This is a genomic window from Streptomyces asiaticus (genome assembly GCF_018138715.1).
GTDB classification, from domain to species: domain Bacteria; phylum Actinomycetota; class Actinomycetes; order Streptomycetales; family Streptomycetaceae; genus Streptomyces; species Streptomyces asiaticus.
Genome location: NZ_JAGSHX010000006.1, coordinates 4,130,046 through 4,153,021, shown reverse-complemented (window position 1 = coordinate 4,153,021; position 22,976 = coordinate 4,130,046). Strand labels below are relative to the sequence as shown.

Here is a 22,976-nt window from a genome sequence, read left to right as displayed (position 1 = left end):
AGGGGAAAGCAGGCGGAGCCGGTCCGGATTCCTCAGGCGTCGCCGACCAGCAGTGGCTTCTCCCGCATGGTCCAGCCGTTGGCGTCCAGCACCCGCCGTACGCCCGCTACCGAGGTTGAATCCACGAGCAGTTCGACCAGGCCGCGCGGCTGGTCGAGGGAGTGCTCGATGCGCACGTCCTCGATGTTGACCCCGGCCTCGCCGACGGTGGAGAACAGCCGGGCCAGCGCTCCGGGCTGGTCCGGGACGGCCACCGGGATCGCCACGTACTCGGCGGGCCGGGAACGCTGTTTGTGCGGTACGCGGGCGTGGCCCCGGTTGCCGCGCCGCAGCAACTCCTGGAGATCGGCGGCGGCCTGCCGGCGCCCCTCGGACTCCGCCCCGGGCAGCGCCCGCAGGACGGCGATCAGTTGTTCCAGGTCCTTGGCGTAGTCGTCGAGGACGTCGGCCACCGCGTCGGCGTTCGCGGTCAGGATGTCGCTCCACAGGGCGGGTTCGCCCGCCGCGATGCGGGTGACGTCCCGCAGCCCCTGTCCCGACACCCGGATGTGCTCGGCCTCGGCGTGCTCCAGCCTGGCCGCCATCATCGAGGCGACCAGATGCGGTGCGTGCGAGGTCAGGGCGACGGCGCGGTCATGGGCGTCGGTGTCCATCAGGACGGGGACACCACCGCACAGCGAGACCAGCTCCAGCCCCCGGTTGAGCGCCGAGCGATCGGTGAGGGGCGAGGGGGTCAGCACCCAGGGGCGCCCCTCGAAGAGGTCGGCGCGGGCCGCGAGCGGACCGGAGCGCTCGCCGCCGGCCAGCGGATGTCCGCCGATGTAGCGGGACGGATCGCCACCGGCCGCGCGGACCTCCTCGTGCGGCCGCACCTTGACGCTGGCCACATCGGTGTAGGTGTGTGCCAGCCCGTCCCGCTGACAGCGGGCGAGCACGGTGCCGATGCTCGCGGGCGGCACCGCGAGGACGGCGAGGTCCACCGGCCCGGTGGGCATCTCCAGCGAGCCCGCCCCCAGGGCCTCGGCGGTCCTGGCGGCCGTGGTGTCGGCGTCGTCCAGGTACACCAGGACGCCCCAGCGGCTCAGGGCGAGGGCGATGGACGTGCCGATCAGCCCGGTTCCGACGACGACGGCGGTTCTCATGTGTCACGTCCCGAGGTGGGTCCGGTGGCGCCGGGGCGCTCGATCTCCGCGTGCAGGAAGGCGGCGAGCCGTGCGATGCCGTCCTCGATCTCCGCGGGGCTCAGATAGCTGAAGGAGAGCCGGATCGACCGTTCGCCGCCGGGGCCCGGGTAGAAGTAGGCCATCGGTGTCCAGATGACTCCGTGGTCCTCGGCCGAGCGCAGCAGCGCGGCGTTGTCGGCGGGGAACGGAACCCGGACGGTGAGGAAGAAGCCGCCGCTGGGCCGGTTCCAGCCGATGCCGAGCCGGTCGCGGACGTCCTCGGGGAAGTGGCGGTCCAGTTGCTCGAGGGTGACGCGGAGCGCCTCGCCGTAGTGCTTGGCCGGCACCGCGTTGCGCTCGGTGAGCCGGCCGCCGCAGGCCAGCAGGGCACCGGCGACGGCCGCCTGGCTCAGCGCCGGGGTGTTCACCGTCACCATGCTCTTGATCTTGGCGAGTTCGTCGGCGAGCAGGCTCTCGGCCCCCGACGGATCCCGCACGGGCTGGTCCGCGACGACGAATCCGACGCGGGCGCTGGGGAACACCGACTTCGAGTACGACCCGAGGTGGATCACCCGACGCGCGTGGTCCATCGACTTCAGCGTGGGCAGCTGGACGCCGGGGCTGACCAGCCGGTACGGGCTGTCCTCGAGGATGAGCAGATCGTGCCGGGCCGCCAGCTCCAGCAACTCCTCGCGGGCGCGCCGGGACATGGTGTTGCCCGACGGGTTCGAATGGTCCGGCACCACGTAGAAGGCGCGCGGGCGGCGGCCCCGGGCCCGCTCGGCGAGGACGGCGGCCTCCACATCGGCCACGTCAAGACCGTCGGCCCGCTCCTCGACGGGGTGCACGGGCACCCCCAGCAGACTGGCGGCCCCGGTGATGCCCACGTAGCAGGGGCTGGCGACCAGCAGGACGTCCCCGGGGTCCGCGAAGAGCGCGCGCAGGGCCAGCAGCATCCCCTCCTGGGCGCCCACCGTCACCACGATCGCGCCCGGCGGGGCGTCGATGCCCTCGTCGGCGCGGAGCGAGTCGGAGATCAGCTCGCGGATCTGGCCGGCGGTCGGGCCGTACTGGTACAGCGCGGTGCGGATGGCCTCGTCCGAGGCACCGCCCGCGGCCAAGTGGTCGAGGTAGCGGCGGATGTGCTCGAGGATCTCGTCCTTGTCGAAGAACTCCTCGTACGGCCTTCCGGGGGCGAAGGAGACCACGTCCGGGAAGCGGCCGGTGATCTCGTTCAGGAAGTTCATGGTGTCCAGCACCGGGTCGGACACGCTGCGGTGCAGATCCTGCTTGCGCAGTCCGGCCGTGGGGGTGTTTGCGGGTGCGGTCGGTGGCGAGGTGTCCGTCACGCTGCGGTGCAGATTCTCCTTGTGCAGGGTCGCCGTGGCGGTGCCCGTCGGCTCCGGCCGGTCGGGGAGCGGTGCCTCGCCGGAGCGGCGGTGGCGCGCCGCGGCGGTGTCCTCCGGCCCGGCCGGCAGCGAGGCGTCCGCGTCGGCGACGGTGGCGGTGCCGGTCAGCGTCATGGCCTCCGACAGCTCGTCCAGGACCAGGCCCAGGACGCCCGCCACGCCGGCCCCGCCCGCCACGGCCAGTCCGTGCAGCACCGGGCGGCCGAGCAGCACGGCGTCCGCCCCCAGGGCGAGGGCGCCGAGGACGTCCCGGCCGCGGCGGACGCCGCCGTCCAGGAGCAGGGCGCAGCGGCCGTCCACGGCGGCGGCGATCGGGGCGAGCACGTCCAGGGTGGCCGGTGCCCCGTCCAGCTGCCGTCCGCCGTGGTTGGAGACCACGATGCCGTCCACACCGGCGGCGATCGCGCGCCGGGCGTCCTCGGCGGTCATGACGCCCTTGACCAGTACGGGCAGCCGGCTGACCGAGCGCAGCCAGGCGATGACCGACCAGTCGAGCGCGGGGTCGAGGCCGGTGCGCCCGTGCTCGGACGGGGACGAGTAATCGGCCTCGTCGGCGGGCAGGTTGGCGGGCGCGATGTGCGGCGGCAGCCGGAAGTCGTTGCGCAGGTCGCGCAGTCGGCGGCCGAGCCGCGGGGTGTCGACGGTCAGGACCAGCGCCTCGAACCCGGCGGCCTCCGCGTGTTCGATGAGCCGCCGGGTCGTGTCGCGGTCGCGGAAGCAGTAGACCTGGAGCCACAGCGGCGAGGTGGCGGCCGCGGCGATCTCGGCGAAGGTCCGCCCGGCGAAGGTGCTCACCACGAGCGGGAGCCCGGCCGCGCCAGCCGCCCGCGCGGTGGCCGTCTCGCCGTCGGGGTGCATCAGGGTGTGGTAGGCCATGGGCGCCACGGCCACCGGCGCCCCCCACCGCCGTCCCAGGACCGTGGTGGACGGGTCGCACTCACCCACTCCGGTCAGGACCCGGGGGCTGAGCCGGGTGCGGTCGAACGCCGCCCGGTTGGCGGCGAGCGTCCGCTCCTCCCCGGCCCCGCCCTCGATGAAGTCCCAGATCTCCGGGCCCAGTCGGGTGCGCGCCCGCTCGGCGTACTCGTCGAGGGACAGCGGCGGCCGGGAGACGCCGGAGGGGGCCGTGCGGCCGGTCACGAGTTGGCCGCCCGGGCGCGCTCGACGGCCTCGTACAGCGCGCGGATGTTGGAGCTTCCGAAGCCCTGGGCCCCGTGGCGCTGGATGAGTTCGAAGAACAGCGTGCGCCGCTCGAAGGGCGAGCGGGTGAAGAGCTGCAACAGGTAGCCCCACTCGTCGCGGTCGGCGAGCACATTGGTCTTGCGCAGATCGGTGATCGTCTCGTCGAGGTTGTCGATCCGCTCGGCGAGGGCGTCGTAGTAGGTGCCGGGGGTTTGCAGGAACTCGATGCCCCGGGTCTCGAACTCGACGACGGCCGGGATGATCTCGTCCACGAGGAATGCCAGGTGCTGCACCCCCGGGCCGCCGTTCCGCTCCAGGAATTCGTCGATCTGGCCCGGCTTCTTGGTGCTGTCGGGCTCGATGATGGTGAAGGTGATCCCGGACGAGGGGCTGCGCACCACGATGGAGTCCATGGCCTGCTCGCCGACGGCGACGTATTCGCTGGAGTACTGCTCGAAGCCGAATCCGTCCATGTAGTACCGGACGGTGTCGTGCAGGGTGCCGGCGTCGAGACAGACCGCGATGTGGTCGAGCAGCCGCAGTTCGGTCGTGGTGCCGGCCTGGGCGGCGTCCTTCGGCGAGGTGACCCAGTCCCGGCCCGGGGGCAGCCCCTGCGGCCGGCCCGCGGAGCGCTTGAGGAGGGTGTGGCGGACGGCGCCGAAGCCGGAGACGGCGGGGCCGGCCGGGTTGCCGGAGGTCAGATCGCGGCCGCCGGCGGCCAGGGCGCCCTGGTGGGCCGCGAGGGGGTCCTCGCAGGCGAAGGCGATGTCGGCGATGCCGTCACCGTGTGCGGCCAGGAAGTCGGCCGTGCCCGGTCCCGAGGTGATGACGAGCTGGATTTCCTGTCGGCGGAGCAGGATCGATTCCAGCGCGCCGGTCCGGCACCGGGCCTCTTCCTGAAAACCCATACCGGACACGAAATAGTCCGTGGTTTTCCGCTGATCGCTGGTGTAGATCTCGATGTACTCGACGTCATGCGCGGTCACGATGCTCCCCATCCGACGATTGCCTCGCCACACATGTGTGTGTGCAACTCGTGGAATCGCACGGTACCGGGACCGGGAAGCGGAGCCATGGGCCGCCAAGAATTCTTCTATAGACGGAAAGAGACGGCTGCGGCACTTTCGCGGAAGGCGGCCGAGTGGCTACCGCCGAGAAGGTCCGCCGACCGCGTCAATCGCCTCTTTTCGGGCGATCGGCGGTGATCGTGAAGACGATCGGCGGACCCTGGCAATGGCTTATTCGATTCTCTTCATTTGAACGCTTTGCGGCGCACCGCGTAAGCGTAGGTGACGGCGGCCAGCAGCGGCCCCCAGGCGAGCAGCGGCAGATAGGCGGTGACGAACACCCAGGCCCGCCAGCCGAGTTCGCCGACGTCATGCATGAGCGATCCGCGCCAGCCGCCGCCCTCGAACTCGCGGCCGTCCAGCGCGCGCCCCTGGAGTGACAGGACCAGGGTCATGGTCCAGGTGAAGGTGAGGATCACCGCCCCGAGCGCGGCGGGAATGATCGCGGACAGCGGCCGTACGGGTTTCCCGGCGAGGAAGGGAACCCAGCGCGGCCACACCTCACCCCAGGTGGAGACCAGCCCCACGGCGAGGAAGGCCAGCCCCTCGGCGATGATGGACAGGATGACGACGTAGATCTCCAGCGGCAGCCAGCCCGGCAGCTGTCCCCGGCCGACGTCCACGTTCTTGGTGAGCGGAACACCGAAGGTGACCTGGGCGATGCGCCACAGCCCCGAGGGCAGCACGACCAACGGGATCAGAAAGGCCGCGCGCCGGGCCCAGAGGGGCACCCCCTCGGCGGGAGTGCCGTGCAGCTTTCGATAGCCACGGGAAACGGCGGTAAGGATTCCGGACACGGGGCCCTCCAGGAAACACCGGGAAACGTGCGTCCGTTGCTGGATCGCTGCCAGGAGGATGGCATAGGGCGTCCCGCGCGCGACTCCTCCCACGGAGGCAAACCCACTCGCCGCCGGGTGGAGTCCCCTTCGCTCCCTCCTCCGTCCAGATGACCGAGAGGGAGGGGATGAACGGCTTTCGAACACGCTCCGTGGGAGCTCGATAGAAATCCTCGAAGTGCGCCGGGGAAGCGCGGAAAAGCCTGCTATCAACGGGTCGGAGACGTAAGTTCACCCACCCTGCGTCCGCGATATGCGGCACGGGCCGACCGAGAGGACCGGACACATGGCCGAGGAGACCAGCCGGGCGCCGGAGGTGCTGGGTGAGGACTTCATCCGCGACCCGTACCCGGTGTACGCCCGGCTCCGCGAGCGGACCCCGGTGGCGCGGGTCGTGCTCGGCGGGGCACCGATGTGGCTGGTGCTCCGCCATGAGGCGGCGCGCGCCGCGCTGACCGAGCCGAAACTGCACAAGGACCCCGAGCGCTGTGCCCGGCTGGCCGCCAAGCACGCGGGCATCGACCCCGTCGGGCAGCCCGCCGAGAAGTCGCCCGGCCGGCGGATGCTGGTGGAGCACATGCTGGGCATGGACCCGCCCCACCACACCCGGCTGCGCAAGCTGGTGGCCAAGGCGTTCACCGCACGGCAGATCCAGGCGCTCCGGCCGCGGATCGAGCACACGGTCGGTGCCCTGCTCGACGACGTCGCCGGGCAGGGCGAGGTGGATCTGCTGAAGGTGTTCGCCTTCCCGCTGCCGCTCACCGTGATCTCCGAGATGATCGGCGTCCCCGAGGCCGACCAGGCCGCCTTCGGAGCGTGGTCCAACGCGCTGACCGTGGCCGTCCAGCCGCAGGAGATGCACCGCATCGCCGACCGGATGGCGGAGTACCTCACCGGGCTGATCGCCGCCAAGCGGGCCGCCCCGGCCGACGACCTGATCAGCGGGTTGATCCAGGCGCGGGACGACGAGGACCGGCTCAGCGAGAACGAGCTGGTGTCGATGGTCTTCCAGCTCCTGGTGGCCGGATACGAGACCACCGCGCATCTGATCGGCAACGGGATGCTCGCCCTGCTGCGCCACCCGGACCAGCTCGCCGCCCTGCGCGCGGACCGGTCGCTGCTGCGGGGCGCGGTCGAGGAGTTCTGCCGCTACGACAACTCGCTGCACCTGAACACGCTCTCGGTGACCTCGGAACCGGTGGAGATCGCCGGTGTCCGCGTCCCGGCCGACGAGTTCGTCATCGTCTCGCTCGGCGCGGCCAATCACGACCCCGAACGCTTCGAGGACCCCGAACGGTTCGACATCCGCCGGGAGGCCGGCGGGCATCTGGCGTTCGGCCACGGCATCCACCACTGCATGGGCGCGCCCCTCGCCCGGTCGCAGGCCGAGATCGCCGTCGGCGCGCTGCTCGACCGCTTCCCGCGGATCGAACTGGCCGTGGCGCCGGAGGAGTTGCGCCGCGAGGTGAACCTGACCCGGGGGCTGGAGTCACTGCCGGTCCGGCTCGGCTGAGCGGGACGGACCGGACCGGCGTACCGGCCGATGATGAGGAGTCTGATGGATATCGCAATCTCCGCGGCGGGTCTGCGGAAGGCTTACGGCGACAACGAGGTGCTGGGCGGCATCGACCTGTCCGTCGAGGCGGGCACGGTCTACGGGCTCCTGGGCCCCAACGGCGCCGGCAAGACGACCACGGTGCGGACGCTGTCGACGCTGATCAAGCCCGATGAGGGCACCGCGATGGTGGCGGGCTACGACGTGCTGAGCCAGGCGCACGAGGTGCGCCGCAGCATCGGGCTGACGGGTCAGTACGCCGCGCTGGACAATCAGTTGACCGGCCGCGAGAACCTGGTGCTGATGGGAACGCTGCTGCACATGGGCCGCAAGCGGGCCCGCGCCCGCGCTGATGAGGTGCTGGAGATGTTCGACCTCACCGATGCCGCCGACCGGGTCGTCAAGACCTACTCGGGCGGTATGCGCCGCAGGCTGGACCTGGGCGCCAGCCTGACCGGGAGCCCGCCGGTGATCTTCCTGGACGAGCCGTCCACGGGTCTGGACCCGGTCAGCAGGAACGCGCTGTGGGACATGGTGCGCAAGCAGGTCGCCGAGGGGGTCACCGTGCTGCTGACCACCCAGTACCTGGAAGAGGCCGATCAGCTCGCGCACCGTATCGCGCTGATCGACAAGGGGCTGGTGGCAGCGGAGGGCACGCCCGACGAGCTGAAGCGGAAGGTCGGCGGCGAGCGGCTGGAGATCACCGTACGGACCACCGAGATGGTGGAGGCCGCCCGGGTCGCGCTGGCCCGGATCTCCCCGCGGGGCTCCGCCCCACCGGTCGTCGACGAGAGCGGGATGCGGGTGTCGATCGCGCTGGAGACCGGTATCGCCGGTGTCTCCGCGGCGGCGTCGGAGCTCCAGGGGGCCTCGGTCGAGGTGGTCGACTTCCTCGTGCGGCGCCCCTCGCTCGACGACGTGTTCCTGGAGCTGACCGGAGCCGAACCCGAGGCCGGACCCGAGGCCGAATTGGAGACGACGAGCCGATGACCACCTATGTCCTGAGCGACGCGCTCGCCCTGGCGGGCCGCCACATACGGCATCTGAGGCGGGCACCGCAGCGGATCCTCAGCATCACCCTGATGCCGATCATGTTCGTGTTCCTCTTCGGCTATCTCTTCGGCAGTTCGATGAACGTGCCGGAGGGCGACTACCACGAATACATCATGGCGGGCATCTTCACCCAGATGATGCTGGCCGGCGTCATCAACACCGGTGTGGGGGTGGCGGAGGACCTCTCCAACGGCCTGGTGGACCGGTTCCGTTCGCTGCCGATGGGCAAGGGTTCGGTGCTGCTCGGCCGGACCCTCTCCGACGTGCTGCTCAACGCGATCTCCTGTTGTGCGATGCTCTCCGTCGGCCTGCTCATCGGCTGGCGCATCCACGGCGGGCCGCTCAAGGCCCTCGCGGGCTTCGGTCTGTTGCTGCTGCTCGGTTACGCCACGGCGTGGCTCGGCTCGCTCGTCGGGCTGCTGCTGCGCGATCCCCAGGCGGTCAACTCGGTGGCCATGGTGATCACCATGCCGCTCACCTTCCTGTCGGCGACCTTCTACCCGTCCCAGAACCTGCCGGGCTGGGTGCGTCCGGTGGCCGAATGGAACCCGGTGACCACCCTGACCACCGGGATGCGTGAGCTGTGGGGCAACCCCACGGGGAACGGCGCCGATCCGGCGTTCCCGCTGCGGCATCCGGTGGCGGCCTCGCTGATCATGGTGGTGGCTCTGCTGATCGTCGTGATCCCGCTGGCCAACCGGGCCTACGAGCGGGCCGCCGCGCGCTGAGCCGCGGCCGCACGACACCCGGGCCAAGCCCCGAGCCCCAAACCAGAAGCCCGGACGACCGAGGAGCGGTCGTCCGGGCTTCGGCGTGGGCGCCGCCGGGTCGGTCAGCTCCCCTGATGCGCACGCCAGGTGTCATGGAGGCGGGCCAGGTGCTCGAAGCCGCCGATCACCTCATCGGTCGGCACACCGAAGTCCACCAGACAGGCGACCTCGTCCACCCCCGCGTCCTTCAGCTGCTTGAGCATCGCCATGCAGTCGTCGACGGTGCCGAACATCCCGCTGGTCTCGAAGTACCGGTCGAACGCCTGGGCCACCAGGAACTGACGGTCCTCCGGGCCCATGCTCCTCAGCTCCCGGGACATGTCCGCGCCCTGGGCGCCCGCCGCCTCGGCCGCCTTGATCAGCAGATCGAAGGAGCTGGCCAGATAGCGGGAGAACGGCTCGCGCACAGTCTCCCGCACGGTGTCGCGGTCGGTGCCCACGAAGGTGTGCACCATCACGGCCACATGCCCCTGCCCGGCCGAGGCGGGCTGGTGCTCCCGGTGCGCCCGGCGGTACTCCTCGATGCGCCGGGCGAGGACCTCGACCTCCTGGCCGAGCAGATGGGTGAGCATCCCCATCCCGTGCTCACCGGCCAGCGTGAACGTCGCCGGGGTGCCGCCGCTGGTCAGCCACATCGGCAGCTCGGGCTGGACGGGCGGCGGGAACATGGTCAGCTCCACCGTCTCGCCCGCCCCGTCGGTCAGGGACACGCTCTCCCGCCGCCAGAGCCGGCGGATGGTCTCGACCGTCTCCATCAGCCCGGACTTGCGGGTCTCGTAGTTCTCCGGGCGGAGCGCGAAGTCCGCGGCGTGCCAGCCGGAGGCGAGCGCCACCCCGGCCCGCCCGCCCGAGAGGTTGTCGACGACCGACCACTCCTCGGCGATCCGCATCGGGTGGTGCAGCGGCGCCACGACGCTTCCGGCGCGCACCGCGACCCGCTGGGTGACCGCCGCCACCGCGGCGCCCGTCACCGAGGGGTTGGGGTAGAGCCCGCCGAACGGATGGAAGTGGCGCTCGGGGGTCCACACCGCGGTGAAGCCGTTGTCGTCGGCGAACCGGGCGCCGTCCAGCAGCAGCCGGTAGCGGTCGCGCTCCTCGGTGTCGTTGTTGGCGAAGTAGAACAGGCTGAAATCCATGGGTCCTCCGGAAAGCGAAAGAAAAGCGCCCGGGGCGCGCTGAGGGCGGGTCCCGGGCGGTGTCGCTGCTTGTGCGCCGTTCAGAAACGCACCGGCAGGTCGATCATCGGGCGGACCATCAGGCCGGGCCGATAACGCACCTCCGAGGGGTGCACGGCCAGCCGGATGCCGGGAAAGCGTTCATAGACCCGTCGAATCGCCAGCTCGGTCAGCGCCTTGGACATATGCGAGCCCAGGCAGTAGTGGATTCCGTGGCCGAAGCTCACATGCGCGGGCTTGGGACGGGTGATGTCCAGCTCCGACGGACCGTCGGGGAAAGCGTGCGGATCGTGGTTCGCCCCGGCCAGCGAAATGATGATGATCTCGTCCTTGGGGATTTTCACCCCGCACAGCTCGACCGGCTCCAGCGTGACCCGCTGGAGGGAGTTGATCAGCGGGCTGGTGAACCGCAGCAGCTCCTCGACCGCGTTCGGCAGCAGACTCCAGTCGGCCCGGATCTTGTCGGCCTCGCCGGTATGGGTGAGCAGCGCCGCGAAGGAGCCGTTGAGCAGGCTGGTCGTGGTGTCGTTGCCGCCGGTCATCAGGGCGAACGCGGTGGACAGCGCCTCCGCGGCGGTCAGCCGCTTGTCCTCGTCGGCGTGGACCAGCGCGGAGATCAGATCGTCCTGCGGGGTCCGCTGCTTGGTGGCGATCAGCGCCTTGAGGTAGTCCGAAAGCTGCCGGGTGTGCTCGGCGATGATGCCCGTCGGATCGCTGGCGTCCACCCGGCGCAGCGTGTTCGTCCACACCAGGAACCGCGGCCAGTCGGCGTCGGGCACGCCCATCAACTGCGCGATGGTGATGATCGGAAGCGGTTCGTTGAGCCCGGAGACCAGGTCCCGGTTGTCCGTCCGCACCATGTCGTCGAGCAGATCGTCGACCACCTTCTCCCAGCCGTCGCGCAGTCCGCGCACCCGCTTGGGGGTGAAGGCGAAGGTGAGCGCCTTGCGCAGCGGGGTGTGGCGCGGCGGATCGGAGTTGGCCAGATGGTTGCTGATCTCGTCGGCGGGCTTGATCTCCTGGCCGAGCTGCTTGCCGAGCGCCGCGTAGAGCTTGCCGATGTCCCGACCGAGCCGGGGGTCGGAGAGCGCGTCGCGGACGTCGTCGTAGCGGCTCACCACCCACGCCCGCACCCCGTCCGGGGTCTCCACCCGGCACACCGGCTGTTCCTCGCGCAGCTGGGCGAGGAAGGGATAGGGATTCTGTGTGTACTCGTCGCTGAACATCCAATAGCGGGACAGCGTGCCGGTGTTCGTCACCAGTACTCCCTGAAGTCGCGGTGCGGGTGGCGGGCCCGCGGGCGATTGACGGCGCGCGGCCGAACCGATGACAGCACGGCCGGGCCCGACCGGTCAGCGGCAGTGTGAATTCTTCGAAGTGGACGGCGAAGTGGGCCACTTCCGCGCCCCCGCGGCGCGCAAAACGAAGTTTTTGCAGCGCCGTTGCCCGGTGGGCCGGCCGGAGATGAGACTCGGCGATCCAGGCTGGTGGCAGGCGACCGAGCCCTTTTTGTCGGCGACCCGGAATGACGAGTGGAGATTTCCATAATGACGCGAGCAGCCATCGACGACGTCCTTCCGCTGTGGCCACTCCAGGAGGGTCTGCTGTTTCAGACCCTCTACGGGGAAGAGAAACTCGATGTCTACGTCGCCCAGATCCTGATCGACCTCGATGGCCCCATGGACGCCGGGGCCATGCGCGACTCGGTGGCCACTTTGCTGCGCCGGCACCCCAATCTGCGGGCCAGTTTCCGGTACGAGAAGCTGAGCCGGCCGGTGCAGGTGATCGCGCGCGAAGTCCCGGTGCCCTGGCGGGAGTTCGACCTCACCGGGCTCGACGAGCGGGCCCAGGAGCGGGAGCTGGAGCGGCTCGCCGCCGAGGAGGCGGCGCACCGGTTCGACCTGGGGGCCGGGCCGCTGCTGCGCTTCACGCTGATCAAGCTGGGCCCGAACACCAGCCGGCTGATGTTCAACTCGCATCACATCCTGCTCGACGGGTGGTCCACCGCCCGGCTCATGTTCGAGCTCTTCGAGATCTACCACCGGCGCGGCGACGACTCGGGCCTGCCGCCGGTGACGCCGTACCGCGAAGCCCTGAGCTGGCTGGAACGGCAGGACCGGGCGGCGGCGGAGAACGCCTGGCGCACCGTGCTCGCCGAGGTGGAGGAGCCCACACTGCTCGCGCCCGACGACGCCGGGGCGCGGACCGTGCCGGCCGAGCTGGTCATCACCATGCCCGATGAGCTGGCCGCCCGGGTGCGGGAGACCGCCCGGCGCAACGACCTCACGCTGAGCGCGGTGTTCCAGGGCTGCTGGGCGCTGCTGCTGGGGCAGCTGACCGGCCGTGACGACGTGGTGTTCGGCTCGACCGTATCGGTGCGCCCCGCCGAGCTGGCCGGCGCGGACCAGATGGTCGGCCTGTTCATCAACTCGGTGCCGGTCCGGGTCCGGGTGCGCCCGGACGAGAGCCTGCTGTCCCTGCTGACCGGGATGCAGCGCCAGGCGGCCGGAATGGTCGAGCACCACCACCTCAGCCTCCCGGACATCCAGCGGGCCGCCGGGCGCGGCACCCTCTTCGACACGCTCACCGTCACCGAGAACTACCCCATGGGCGGGGACGACCTGCCCGAGCTGCCCGGTGACCTCACGCTGACGGGCGCCAGGGGCACCGACGCCAACCACTACCCGCTGAGCATCGCGGCCCTGCCGGGCGACGGGCTGCGGCTGCACTTCGGCTACCGGCAGGAGCTCTTCACCCGTGAGGACATCGAGGTGCTCGGCGACCGCTTCCGCCGCCTCTTCGCGGCCTTCGCGGACGATCCGGAGCAGCTGATCGGCCGACTGCCCCTGCTGAGCGACGCCGAGGCGGACCGCATGCTCGCCCTGGGCATGCCCGCACAGCCGCTGCCGGGCGGTGACGTCATCCCCGCGCTCTTCGCCGAACAGGTACGGCTCCATCCGGACGCCGTTGCCCTGGTCCACGAGGACACCTCGCTCTCCTACGCCGAACTGGACCGCCGCGCCAACCGCCTGGCCCGCACCCTGATCGAGCGGGGCGCGGGGCCGGAGCGGGTGGTCGCGCTCGCCCTGCGGCGCTCTCCCGAGCTGGTCGTCGCCATGCTGGCGGTGCTCAAGGCGGGCGCGGCCTACCTGCCGGTGGACATCTCCTATCCGGCCGACCGGATCGCCTATCTGCTCACCGACGCAGGCCCGGCGCTGGTCCTGGCCACCGCCGCGTCGGCGGAGGTGATCCCGGACGTCTGCGCCGCGCCGAGGGTGCTGCTGGACGACCCGGCCACCGTCCGCGAGACCGACGCCCGGCCGGACACCGAGATCGAGCCGGGCGAGCGGCGGGGGGCGACGACGCCCGCCAACCCCGCCTACGTCATCTACACCTCGGGATCCACCGGCCGTCCGAAGGGCGTCATGGTGACGCACTCCGGTCTCGCCGGTCTGGTCGCCACCAATGTCGAGCGGTTCGGCGTGGGACCCGGCAGCCGGGTGCTCCAGTTCTCCTCACCCAGCTTCGACGCCGCCGTCTGGGAGACCTACACCGCCCTGCTCACCGGCGCCGCGCTGGTGCTCGCCCCCGCGACACGGCTCCAACCCGGCCGGGCGCTGGTCGAGCTGGTCGCCGAGCACCAGGTCACGCACGCGCTCATCCCGCCCGCCGCGCTGGCCGTGCTCACCGAGGACCTGCCGTCGATACGCCTGCTGGTGGTCGGCGGTGAGGCGTCCGCGCCGGAGCTGGTCGAGGCGTGGTCCGGCGGCCGGACGATGATCAACGCCTATGGGCCGACCGAGAGCACCGTCTGCGTCTCCCTCAGCGAGCCGCTCTCCGGCGCGGTGGCGCCGCCCATGGGCACCGCCCTCGGCACCGCGCGGCTGCGGGTGCTCGACGGCGCGCTGCGGCCGGTGCCGCCGGGTGTCACCGGGGAGCTGTACGTCTCAGGACCCTGCCTGGCGCGCGGTTATCTGAACCGGCCCGGTGTGACCGCCGAGCGCTTCGTCGCCGATCCGTATCGGGGCGGCGGCGAGCGGATGTACCGCACCGGTGACCTGGTGCGCTGGAACACCGAGGGCGAGCATCCGGTATTGGAGTTCGCCGGCCGGGCCGACGACCAGGTCAAGATCCGCGGATTCCGGATCGAGCTGGGGGAGATCGAGTCGGTCCTGGCCGCGCACGAGCGGATCGACCGTGCGGTGGTCGTGGTGCGTGAGCCGACCCCGGGCGACAAGCGGCTCGTCGCCTATCTGGTGCCGGTGAGCGGAGGAGAGGTGCCCGCCCCCACCGCGCTGCGCGACCACGTGGGCGCCTCGCTGCCCGAGTACATGGTGCCCTCGGCGTTCGTCGCCCTCGACGCCCTCCCGCTCACCCCCAACGGCAAACTGGACCGCAAGGCGCTGCCCGAGCCCGGCGGCGCGGCCGGTCCGGCCGGGCGCGGGCCGCGCACCCCGCAGGAGGAGATCCTGTGCGCGCTCTTCGCCGAACTGCTCGGCGTGCCCGAGGTGGGGGTGGACGACGACTTCTTCGACCTCGGCGGCCACTCGCTGCTGGCCACCCGGCTGGTCACCAGGACCCGCGCGGTCTTCGGCGAGGAGCTGTCGCTGCGCGCGGTGTTCGAGACGGCCACGCCCGCCGGGATAGCCCGCAGGCTGCACCAGGCCGTGGACGGCCGGCCCGCGCTGGAGGCGGGGCCGCGCCCCGAACGGGTACCGCTGTCCTTCGCCCAGCACCGGCTGTGGTTCCTGGACCGGTTCGAGGGCGCCAAGTCGATCTACAACGTCCCGCTCACCGTGCGGCTGACCGGTGAACTGGACCTGGACGCGCTGCGCCATGCCTTTGAGGACGTCCTGGCCAGGCACGAGAGCCTGCGGACGGTGTTCCCGGACGTGGACGGCGACCCGTACCAGCGGGTGCTGGATCCCGCGGAGGCCGAGCTCGACCTGTCCCTGGTGGATCTGAGCGCGGCACCGGAGCGGCTGGACGAGGCACTCCAGGAGGAGGCGTCCGCCGGGTTCCGGCTGGCCGCCGAACTCCCGCTGCGGGTGCGCGTCTTCCGCACCGGCGCCGATGCGTACGTCCTGCTCGTGGTGATGCACCACATCGTCGGGGACGGCTGGTCGCTGGGCGTCTTCGGCCACGACCTCTCGCTCGCCTACACGGCCAGGCTGAAGGACACCGCGCCGTCGTGGGAGCCGCTGCCCGTGCAGTACTCGGACTACACGCTGTGGCAGCGGCGGGTACTGGGTGAGGAGGCGGACGAGAACAGCGCGATCGCGAGGCAGTTCGGCTACTGGTCGGACGCCCTGGCCGGGATCCCCGACGAGCTCAACCTCCCGGTGGACCGGCCGCGCCCCGCGGTGGCGAGCTACGCGGGCGACACCGTGACGTTCCACCTCCCCGAGGAGCTGCACAAGCGGCTGCTCACCATCGCCCGTACCTCCCAGGCCAGCCTGTTCATGGTGGTCCAGGCCGGTCTTTCGGTGCTGCTGTCGCGGTCCGGCGCGGGCACCGACATCCCCGTGGGCACGCCGATCGCCGGTCGTACCGACGACGCCCTCGACGGGCTGGTCGGGTTCTTCCTCAACACGCTGGTGCTGCGCACCGACACCTCCGGCAACCCGACCTTCCGCGAGCTGGTCCAGCGGGTGCGGGAGACCGACCTGGCCGCGTACGCCCACCAGGACGTGCCGTTCGAGCGGCTGGTCGAGCAGCTCAACCCCGAGCGCTCCCTCGCGCGCCACCCGCTGTTCCAGGTGATGTTCACCGTGCAGAACAACCGCCCGGCCGAGCTTTCGCTGCCGGGCCTGCGGGTGGACCAGTACGACCACCTCGGCGACATGGCCAAGTTCGACCTGTTCGTCGGGCTGACCGAGCGGCGCACCCCCGACGGCGCACCGGACGGTCTGGCCGGGTGGATGGAGTACAGCACCGATCTGTTCGACCGGGAGACGGTCCAGGGGCTCGCCGACCGTCTGATCCGGGTGCTGGCCGGGGCGGCCGAGGACCCGAAGCGGCCGATCGGCTCCCTGGACCTGCTCGACCCGATCGAGCGGCACCGCCAGCTGACCGCCTACAACGACACCGCGCACCAGCTCGACGGGGCCTTCCTCCCGGAACTGCTCGAGCGGCAGGCGCACGCGCTGCCGGACGCCCCGGCCGTGGTGCACGGCGACACGGTGATGTCGTACGCCGAGCTGAACGCGGCGGCGAACCGGCTGGCCCATCTGCTCATCTCACGGGGCACCGGCCCCGAGGACACGGTCGGCATCGCGCTGCCGCGCTCGGCGGAGCTGCTGGTGGCGGTGTGCGCGGTGGTCAAGACCGGAGCGGCCTATCTGCCCATCGACCCGGAGTACCCGGCCGAGCGCGTCTCCTTCATGCTGGCCGACGCGGCGCCCTCGGTGGTGCTGACCCGGACCGGGGTGCTGCCGGACGGCCACCGGGCCCCGCTCCTCGCCCTCGACACCCCGGAGACCGCCGCCCTCCTGGCCGGGCAGGCGGACACCGACCCCACCGACGCGGACCGCACCCGCCCGCTCCACCCGGCCGCCCCGGTCTACGTCATCTACACCTCCGGCTCCACCGGCCGCCCCAAGGGCGTCGTGATGCCCGCGGGCGCCATGGCCAACCTGGTCGCCTGGCACCACGGTGAGATCGGCGGCGGCGCCGGGACGCGGGTCGCGCAGTTCACCGCGATCAGCTTCGACGTCTCCGCCCAGGAGATCCTGACCACCCTGCTCACCGGCAAGACGCTGGTGGTCCCGGACGACGCGGTGCGCCGCGACGCCGCCGCCCTCACCCGGTGGCTGGAGGAGCACCGGATCAACGAGCTGTACGCCCCCAACCTGGTGGTGGACGCCGTCGCGGAGGCCGCCGTCGAGAGCGGTGCCGCCCTCGGCGAGCTGCGGGTGATCGCCCAGGCGGGCGAGGCGCTGGCGCTCACCCCGCGGCTGCGCGCCTTCCAGGCCGACCGCCCGTGGCTGCGGCTGCACAACCACTACGGCCCCACCGAAAGCCATGTGATCACGGCCACCACCCTGCCCGGCGACCCCGCGACGTGGCCCGCCACGGCGCCGATCGGCCGCCCGATCTGGAACGACCAGGTCTATGTCCTGGACGACGCGCTGGGCCCGGTGCCCCCGGGGGTCGTCGGGGAGCTGTACCTCGCCGGCGCCGGGCTGGCCCGCGGCTATCTGAAGCGGCCGGGCCTGACCGCGGAGCGCTTCGTGGCCGACCCCTTCGGCCCGGCCGGGTCCCGGCTGTACCGCACCGGTGACCTGGTGCGCTGGGGCAAGGACGGACAGCTGGTGTTCGTGGGGCGGGCCGACCACCAGGTCAAGGTGCGCGGCTTCCGGATCGAGCTCGGCGAGATCGAGACGGCGCTCGCCGCCCACCCCGACCTCGCCTCGGTGGCCGTCCTGGCCCGGCAGGACCGGCCCGGGGCCCACCAGCTGGTCGGCTATCTGGTCCCGCCCACGGGACGGACCGCCCCGGCCCCGGCCGAGCTGCGCAAGCACCTGGCCGCCACGCTGCCCGATTACATGGTGCCCAGCGCGTTCGTCGTACTGGACGCGCTGCCGCTGACCCCCAACGGCAAGCTGGACCGCCGGGCGCTGCCCGCGCCGGTACGGGAGGACGCCGAGCGGCGGGAGCCGGCCACACCGCGGGAGGCCGCGCTGTGCGCGCTGTTCGCCGAGGTGCTCGGGGTGGCCGAGGCCGGCGTGGACGACAACTTCTTCGACCTCGGCGGCCATTCACTGCTCGCCACCCGGCTGACCAGCCGGATCCGTACGACCCTGGGCGCGGAGCTCGGCGTGCGCGACCTGTTCGAGTCGCCGACGCCCGCCGGACTGGCCGGGCTGATCGGCGACGCGGGCGGGGCGCGGCGCGCGGTGACCAAGCGGGAGCGGCCCGAGGAGGTGCCGCTGTCCTTCGCCCAGCGCAGGCTGTGGTTTCTGGGCCGGTTCGAGGGGCCGAGCGCCACCTACAACCTGCCGATGGCTCTGCGGCTGACCGGTGAGCTGGACCGGGAGGCGATGCGCGCGGCGCTGGCCGATGTGGTCAGCCGCCACGAGAGCCTGCGCACCGTCTTCCCGGAGGTGGACGGCCGCCCCCGCCAGGTGGTGCTGGACGTGGTGCCCGAACTGCCGGTGGCCGAGGTCACCGAGGCCGGTCTGGAGGCGGCGCTCACCGAGGCCGCCGGGTACGCGTTCGACATCGCCACCGAGATCCCGGTCCGGGCCTGGCTGTTCGCGCTGAGCCGGACCGAGCACGTGCTGGCGCTGGTGGTCCACCACATCGCGGGCGACGGCTGGTCGATGGCCCCGCTGGGCCGCGATCTGTCCACCGCCTACGCGGCCCGGAGCGCGGGCCGCGCCCCGGAGTTCACCCCGCTGCCCGCGCAGTACGCCGACTACACGCTGTGGCAGCACGAGGTGCTGGGCAGCGAGGACGACCCGGACAGCACCATCTCCCGGCAGGCCGCGTTCTGGCGGTCGGCCCTGGACGGCGCGCCGGAGGAGCTGGCGCTGCCCGCCGACCACCGCCGTCCGCCCGCCATCAGCTACCGCGGCGATATGGTCACCTTCCGCTTCGACGCCGAGGTGCACCGCGGCCTGCGCGAGCTGGCCCTGGAGCACCGGGCCAGCCTCTTCATGGCCGTCCAGGCCGGTCTGGCCGCGCTGCTCAGCAGGCTCGGCGCGGGCACCGACATCCCGCTCGGCACGGCGATCGCGGGCCGCACCGACGACGCCCTGGACGACCTGATCGGCTTCTTCGTCAACACGCTGGTGCTGCGCACCGACGTCTCCGGCGATCCGACCTTCACCGAGCTGCTGGAGCGGGTGCGGGAGACCGACCTGGCCGCGTACGCCCACCAGGACCTGCCGTTCGAGCGGCTGGTCGAGCTGATCAACCCCGAGCGCTCGGCGTCCCGGCATCCGCTGTTCCAGGTGATGCTGGCGTTCCAGAACACCGCCGAGGGCAGGGTCGAGCTGCCCGGGGTGGTCGCGGGGCCGCAGCCGATCGGCCAGGACGTGGCCAAGTTCGACCTGTCCTTCACCCTGTCGGAGACCCATACCGACGACGGCGCGCCCGCGGGCATCGAGGGGGCGCTCACCTACAGCACCGACCTGTTCGAACGGGACACGGTGCGGATGCTGGTGGACCGGCTGGCGCGGCTGCTGGCCGCCGCCGTCGCCGATCCGTCCCGCTCGGTGGACCAGCTGGACGTCCTGCTGCCCGGGGAGCGCCACCGGATCGTCGAGGAGTGGAACGACGCCGCGGTGCGCGAGGTGCCCCCGGCGACCATGGCGGAGCTGTTCGCCGGATGGGTGGCCCGCACCCCGGACGCGCCCGCCCTGCTGGCCGAGGACCGCACCTGGACCTTCGCCGAACTCGACGCGCGGGCCGAGCGGATCGCCCGGGCGCTGGCCGCGCGGGGAGCGGGACCGGAGAAGCTGGTGGCGGTGGCGCTGCCGCGCTCCCCGGAGCTGATCGTCTCGCTGCTCGCGGTGGTGCGGGCCGGGGCGGCCTATCTGCCGGTCAACCCGGACCTGCCGCGCGACCGCATCGGGTACATGCTCGACGACGCCGCGCCCGCCCTGCTGCTGACCTCCGGCGCCGTCGCCGGACGGCTGCCGCGGACCACCGTGCCCACGGTGCTGTTCGACACGCTGGACGCGACGGAGCCCGCGGCCGACGCGCCCGTGCCCGCCGCCGCCCTGTCGCCCCAGCACCCCGCCTACGTCATCTACACCTCCGGATCGACCGGCAGGCCCAAGGGCGTGACCGTGACCCACGCCGGAGTGGCGCACCTGTGCGCGACGCTGGTGGAGCGGGCGGGCGTCGGCCCGGGCGCCCGGGTGCCGCAGCTGGCCTCGGCCAGCTTCGACGCGGCGTTCCTGGAGATGTCCATGAGCCTGCTGGTGGGCGGCGCGCTGGTGGTGGTCCCGGCCGACCGGCCGACGTCCGGACAGGCGTATCTCGACCTGTGCGCCGAATACGGCGTCACCCACGTCTTCATCACCCCCGCCTCGCTGGCCGCGCTGCCCGAGGGCGGGCTGCCCGAGGGCATGGAGATCGTCGTCGGCGGTGAGTCCTTCGGACCGGAGCTGATCGGCCGGTGGCGGCACACGGTGCGGATGCACAATGTGTACGGCCCGACCGAGGCCACTTGTGTGGCGGCGATGAGCGGGCTGCTGACCGACGACGCCGTACCGGCGCTCGGCGCGCCCGTGGCCGACTCGCGGCTGCATGTGCTGGACGAGCGGCTCCGTCCGGTGCCGCTGGGCTGCGTGGGCGAGTTGCACATCGCGGGCGTCTCACTGGCCCGCGGCTATCTGCGCCGCCCCGGGCTGACCGCCGAGCGTTATGTGGCCGACCCGTTCGGCCCGCCCGGATCGCGGATGTACCGCACCGGCGACCTGGTGCGCCGCCGCGCCGACGGCGAGCTGGAGTTCGTCGGGCGCACCGACGACCAGGTGAAGCTGCGCGGGCTGCGGATCGAGCTGGGCGAGATCACCGCGGCCGTCTCGGACCACCCCGGGGTGCACCGCGCCACCACCGTCGTGCGCGAGGACCGCCCGGGGGTGCGGCTGCTGACGGCCTATGTGGTGCCCACCGCCGGGGCGGGCGGCATCGACATCGACGAACTGCGGGCCGGGCTGGCGCGACGCCTGCCCGACTACATGGTTCCGGCGGCGTTCGTGACGCTCGAGACGCTTCCGCTGACCACCAGCGGAAAGATCGACCGCAAGGCGCTGCCCGCCCCGGAACAGGGCGGCACGTCCCGGGCGCCGAGCGGCGCCCGTGAGGAGACCCTGCGCAGGCTGGTCGCGGAGGTGCTGGGGCTCGGAGTCGAGGAAGTCGGCGTCGACGACAGCTTCTTCTACCTGGGCGGCGACAGCATCGTCTCGATCCAGCTGGTGGCCAGGGCGCGCGCCGCGGGTCTGCTCTTCACCCCGAAGGACGTCTTCCGCCACCAGACGGTCGCGGCCCTCGCGGCCGCCGCGGGCACCGTCCCCGAGGCCGAGGCGGAGGACCCGGACGCCGGTATCGGGGAGATCCCCGCGACCCCGATCCTCAACTGGCTCAGCGAGCGGAACGGGCCCATCGGCCGGTTCCACCAGTCGATGCTGCTCCAGACGCCCGCGGAGCTGGACCTGGACCGACTGGTCACCGTCGTGCAGACGCTGCTGGACCACCACGACGCCCTGCGGGCGCGGCTGAACCGGACCGGAAGGCAGTGGTCGCTGGAGGTGGCGGCCCGCGGCGCGGTCCGCGCGGCGGACCTGATCCGGCGGGTCGACCTCACCGGCCTGGACGACGCGGAGCGCCGCGCCCGCCTCGCCGAGCACAGCGACGCGGCGGTGGGCCGGCTCGACCCCGAGCACGGCACGATGGCGCAGTTCGTGTGGTTCGACGCCGGGTCCGGTGAGCGCGGCAGGCTGTGGTTCTCGCTGCACCACCTGGTCGTCGACGGCGTCTCCTGGCGGATCCTGCTGCCGGACCTGGCACGGGCCTGGGAGGCGGTACGGGACGGGCACACCCCCCGGCTCGACCCGGTGGGCACCTCCTTGCGCCGCTGGTCGCGGACGCTGGCCGAGGAGGCCGTCACACCGGAGCGGATCGCCGAACTCCCGGTCTGGCGCGGCCGCCTCGCCCAGGCCCCGGAGCCCCTGGCCCAGCTGACCGTCGACCCGTCCAGGGACCTCACCCGCACCCAGCGCTCGATCACCATGGCGCTGCCCGCGGACACCACCCGGACCCTGCTCACCCGGCTGCCCGAGATGTTCCGCGCGTCCGTCAACGACGTGCTGCTCACCGGGCTGACCCTGGCGGTGGCCGACTGGCGCCGCCGGCACTTCGGCGGGGCCACGGGCGGGCTGCTGGTGGCCCTCGAGGGCCACGGCCGCGAGGAGATCGCCGAGCACACCGAACTGTCCCGTACGGTCGGCTGGTTCACCAGCGTGTACCCGCTGTTCCTGGACCCCGGGCGGATCGACTGGGGCCAGGTGTGGACCGGCGGGGCGACCGTCGGCGACGTCCTCGCCCGGATCAAGGAGCAGCTGCGCCAGGTGCCCGACAACGGCATCGGCTACGGCCTGCTGCGCCATCTCAACCCGGACACCGCGCCCTCGCTGCGGGGCCTGGCCGAGCCGCAGATCGGGTTCAACTACCTCGGTCGCTTCGACACCTCGGCCGCGCCCGAGGCCGCCGACTGGGCGCTCGCCCCCGAGGCGGGCGCCGTCGGCGGCGAGGACCCGGACATGCCGGTCGCCCACGCGCTGGAGGTCACCGCGTCCACCCAGGACCGCAGCGACGGCCCCGAGTTGTCGGTGCTCTGGCAGTGGCCCTCGGCGCTGCTGGAGGAGTCCGTGGTGCGGGACCTCGCACAGGCGTGGATCCGGGCGCTGGAGGCGCTGGCCCGCCATGCCGACACCCCGCAGGCCGTCCGCCACACCCCCTCCGACATGGATCTGATCGACGTAAGCCAGGAAGAGTTGGACCAGCTCGCGAGCGAACTGGACGACTGGCAGTAGCCCCATTTCCGAGTCGTTGGTGTGCGGTTTCGGCCAGGACGAGTCGTCCAGCTCGCGAGCGAGCTGGACGACTGGCGGCGACTGGCAGTAGCCCCACTTCCGAGTTGTTTATGTGCGGCTTTCACCGGGCCGCGGCGCCGTTACGGTCGGATCGGCGGGCCTCGCCGACGGGCGAGAGGGGCCCCGCCGATCTCGACTGCGCACTCGTCACACATCGC

At 72.1% G+C, this 22,976-nt stretch carries 10 protein-coding genes; 4 read left to right on the top strand and 6 right to left on the bottom strand.

Going from position 1 to position 22,976, the window contains the following annotated elements; genetic code table 11:
* Positions 1 to 32: 32 nt before the first annotated feature.
* The 4 genes from KHP12_RS24745 to KHP12_RS24730 form a co-directional block, all read right to left on the bottom strand.
* The gene (locus KHP12_RS24745; protein WP_037961506.1) at positions 33 to 1,142 is read right to left on the bottom strand and encodes a prephenate dehydrogenase; all 1,110 of its coding nucleotides are present in this window, start codon (positions 1,140 to 1,142) and stop codon (positions 33 to 35) included.
* A complete protein-coding gene (locus KHP12_RS24740) occupies positions 1,139 to 3,712 on the bottom strand; it encodes an aminotransferase class I/II-fold pyridoxal phosphate-dependent enzyme (RefSeq protein WP_211833799.1) in 2,574 nt (857 codons plus the stop codon). Before KHP12_RS24740 ends, KHP12_RS24745 begins: the two co-directional genes overlap by 4 nt.
* Positions 3,709 to 4,740 carry a 4-hydroxyphenylpyruvate dioxygenase gene (gene hppD, locus KHP12_RS24735; protein WP_167442338.1) on the bottom strand — a complete coding sequence of 344 codons (1,032 nt, stop codon included), beginning with the start codon at positions 4,738 to 4,740 and terminating at the stop codon, positions 3,709 to 3,711. The genes KHP12_RS24740 and hppD overlap by 4 nt, the downstream gene beginning before the upstream one ends.
* Positions 4,741 to 5,006: 266 nt before the next feature.
* Positions 5,007 to 5,618, bottom strand: coding sequence for a hypothetical protein (locus tag KHP12_RS24730; RefSeq protein WP_143677807.1), 612 nt, complete (start codon positions 5,616 to 5,618; stop codon positions 5,007 to 5,009).
* 325 nt (positions 5,619 to 5,943) lie between these two features.
* Here KHP12_RS24730 and KHP12_RS24725 point away from each other — a divergent pair, with 325 nt between their 5' ends.
* Genes KHP12_RS24725 through KHP12_RS24715 form a run of 3 tightly spaced genes read left to right on the top strand, consistent with a single transcriptional unit; the run spans position 5,944 to position 8,993 of the window.
* Positions 5,944 to 7,170: a cytochrome P450 family protein gene (locus KHP12_RS24725; protein WP_211833798.1), complete on the top strand. Its 1,227-nt coding sequence runs from the start codon at positions 5,944 to 5,946 to the stop codon at positions 7,168 to 7,170.
* A 45-nt stretch (positions 7,171 to 7,215) separates the two neighbouring features.
* Positions 7,216 to 8,202, top strand: a complete 987-nt coding sequence (locus KHP12_RS24720; protein ID WP_086879649.1) for an ATP-binding cassette domain-containing protein — start codon at positions 7,216 to 7,218, stop codon at positions 8,200 to 8,202.
* Positions 8,199 to 8,993, top strand: coding sequence for an ABC transporter permease (locus tag KHP12_RS24715; protein WP_086879648.1), 795 nt, complete (start codon positions 8,199 to 8,201; stop codon positions 8,991 to 8,993). Before KHP12_RS24720 ends, KHP12_RS24715 begins: the two co-directional genes overlap by 4 nt.
* Before the next feature lie 104 nt (positions 8,994 to 9,097).
* Here KHP12_RS24715 and KHP12_RS24710 read toward each other — a convergent pair whose 3' ends face one another.
* Both KHP12_RS24710 and KHP12_RS24705 read right to left on the bottom strand, forming a co-directional pair.
* Positions 9,098 to 10,171, bottom strand: a complete 1,074-nt coding sequence (locus tag KHP12_RS24710) for a MupA/Atu3671 family FMN-dependent luciferase-like monooxygenase (RefSeq protein ID WP_211833797.1) — start codon at positions 10,169 to 10,171, stop codon at positions 9,098 to 9,100.
* An 80-nt stretch (positions 10,172 to 10,251) separates the two neighbouring features.
* On the bottom strand, positions 10,252 to 11,469 hold the full coding sequence (locus KHP12_RS24705) for a cytochrome P450 family protein (protein ID WP_037961521.1): 1,218 nt from the start codon (positions 11,467 to 11,469) through the stop codon (positions 10,252 to 10,254).
* A gap of 288 nt (positions 11,470 to 11,757) precedes the next feature.
* Here KHP12_RS24705 and KHP12_RS24700 point away from each other — a divergent pair, with 288 nt between their 5' ends.
* A complete protein-coding gene (locus KHP12_RS24700; RefSeq protein ID WP_211833796.1) occupies positions 11,758 to 22,758 on the top strand; it encodes a non-ribosomal peptide synthetase in 11,001 nt (3,666 codons plus the stop codon).
* The last annotated feature ends 218 nt before the right edge of the window (positions 22,759 to 22,976 follow it).

Bases quoted from the DNA above. Each gene is read 5' to 3' on its own strand.
- KHP12_RS24725 (WP_211833798.1), top strand. From the start codon at position 5,944: ATGGCCGAGGAGACCAGCCGGGCGCCGGAGGTGCTGGGTGAGGACTTC.
- KHP12_RS24700 (WP_211833796.1), top strand. From the start codon at position 11,758: ATGACGCGAGCAGCCATCGACGACGTCCTTCCGCTGTGGCCACTCCAG.
- KHP12_RS24715 (WP_086879648.1), top strand. From the start codon at position 8,199: ATGACCACCTATGTCCTGAGCGACGCGCTCGCCCTGGCGGGCCGCCAC.
- KHP12_RS24745 (WP_037961506.1), bottom strand. From the start codon at position 1,142: ATGAGAACCGCCGTCGTCGTCGGAACCGGGCTGATCGGCACGTCCATC.
- KHP12_RS24720 (WP_086879649.1), top strand. From the start codon at position 7,216: ATGGATATCGCAATCTCCGCGGCGGGTCTGCGGAAGGCTTACGGCGAC.
- KHP12_RS24710 (WP_211833797.1), bottom strand. From the start codon at position 10,171: ATGGATTTCAGCCTGTTCTACTTCGCCAACAACGACACCGAGGAGCGC.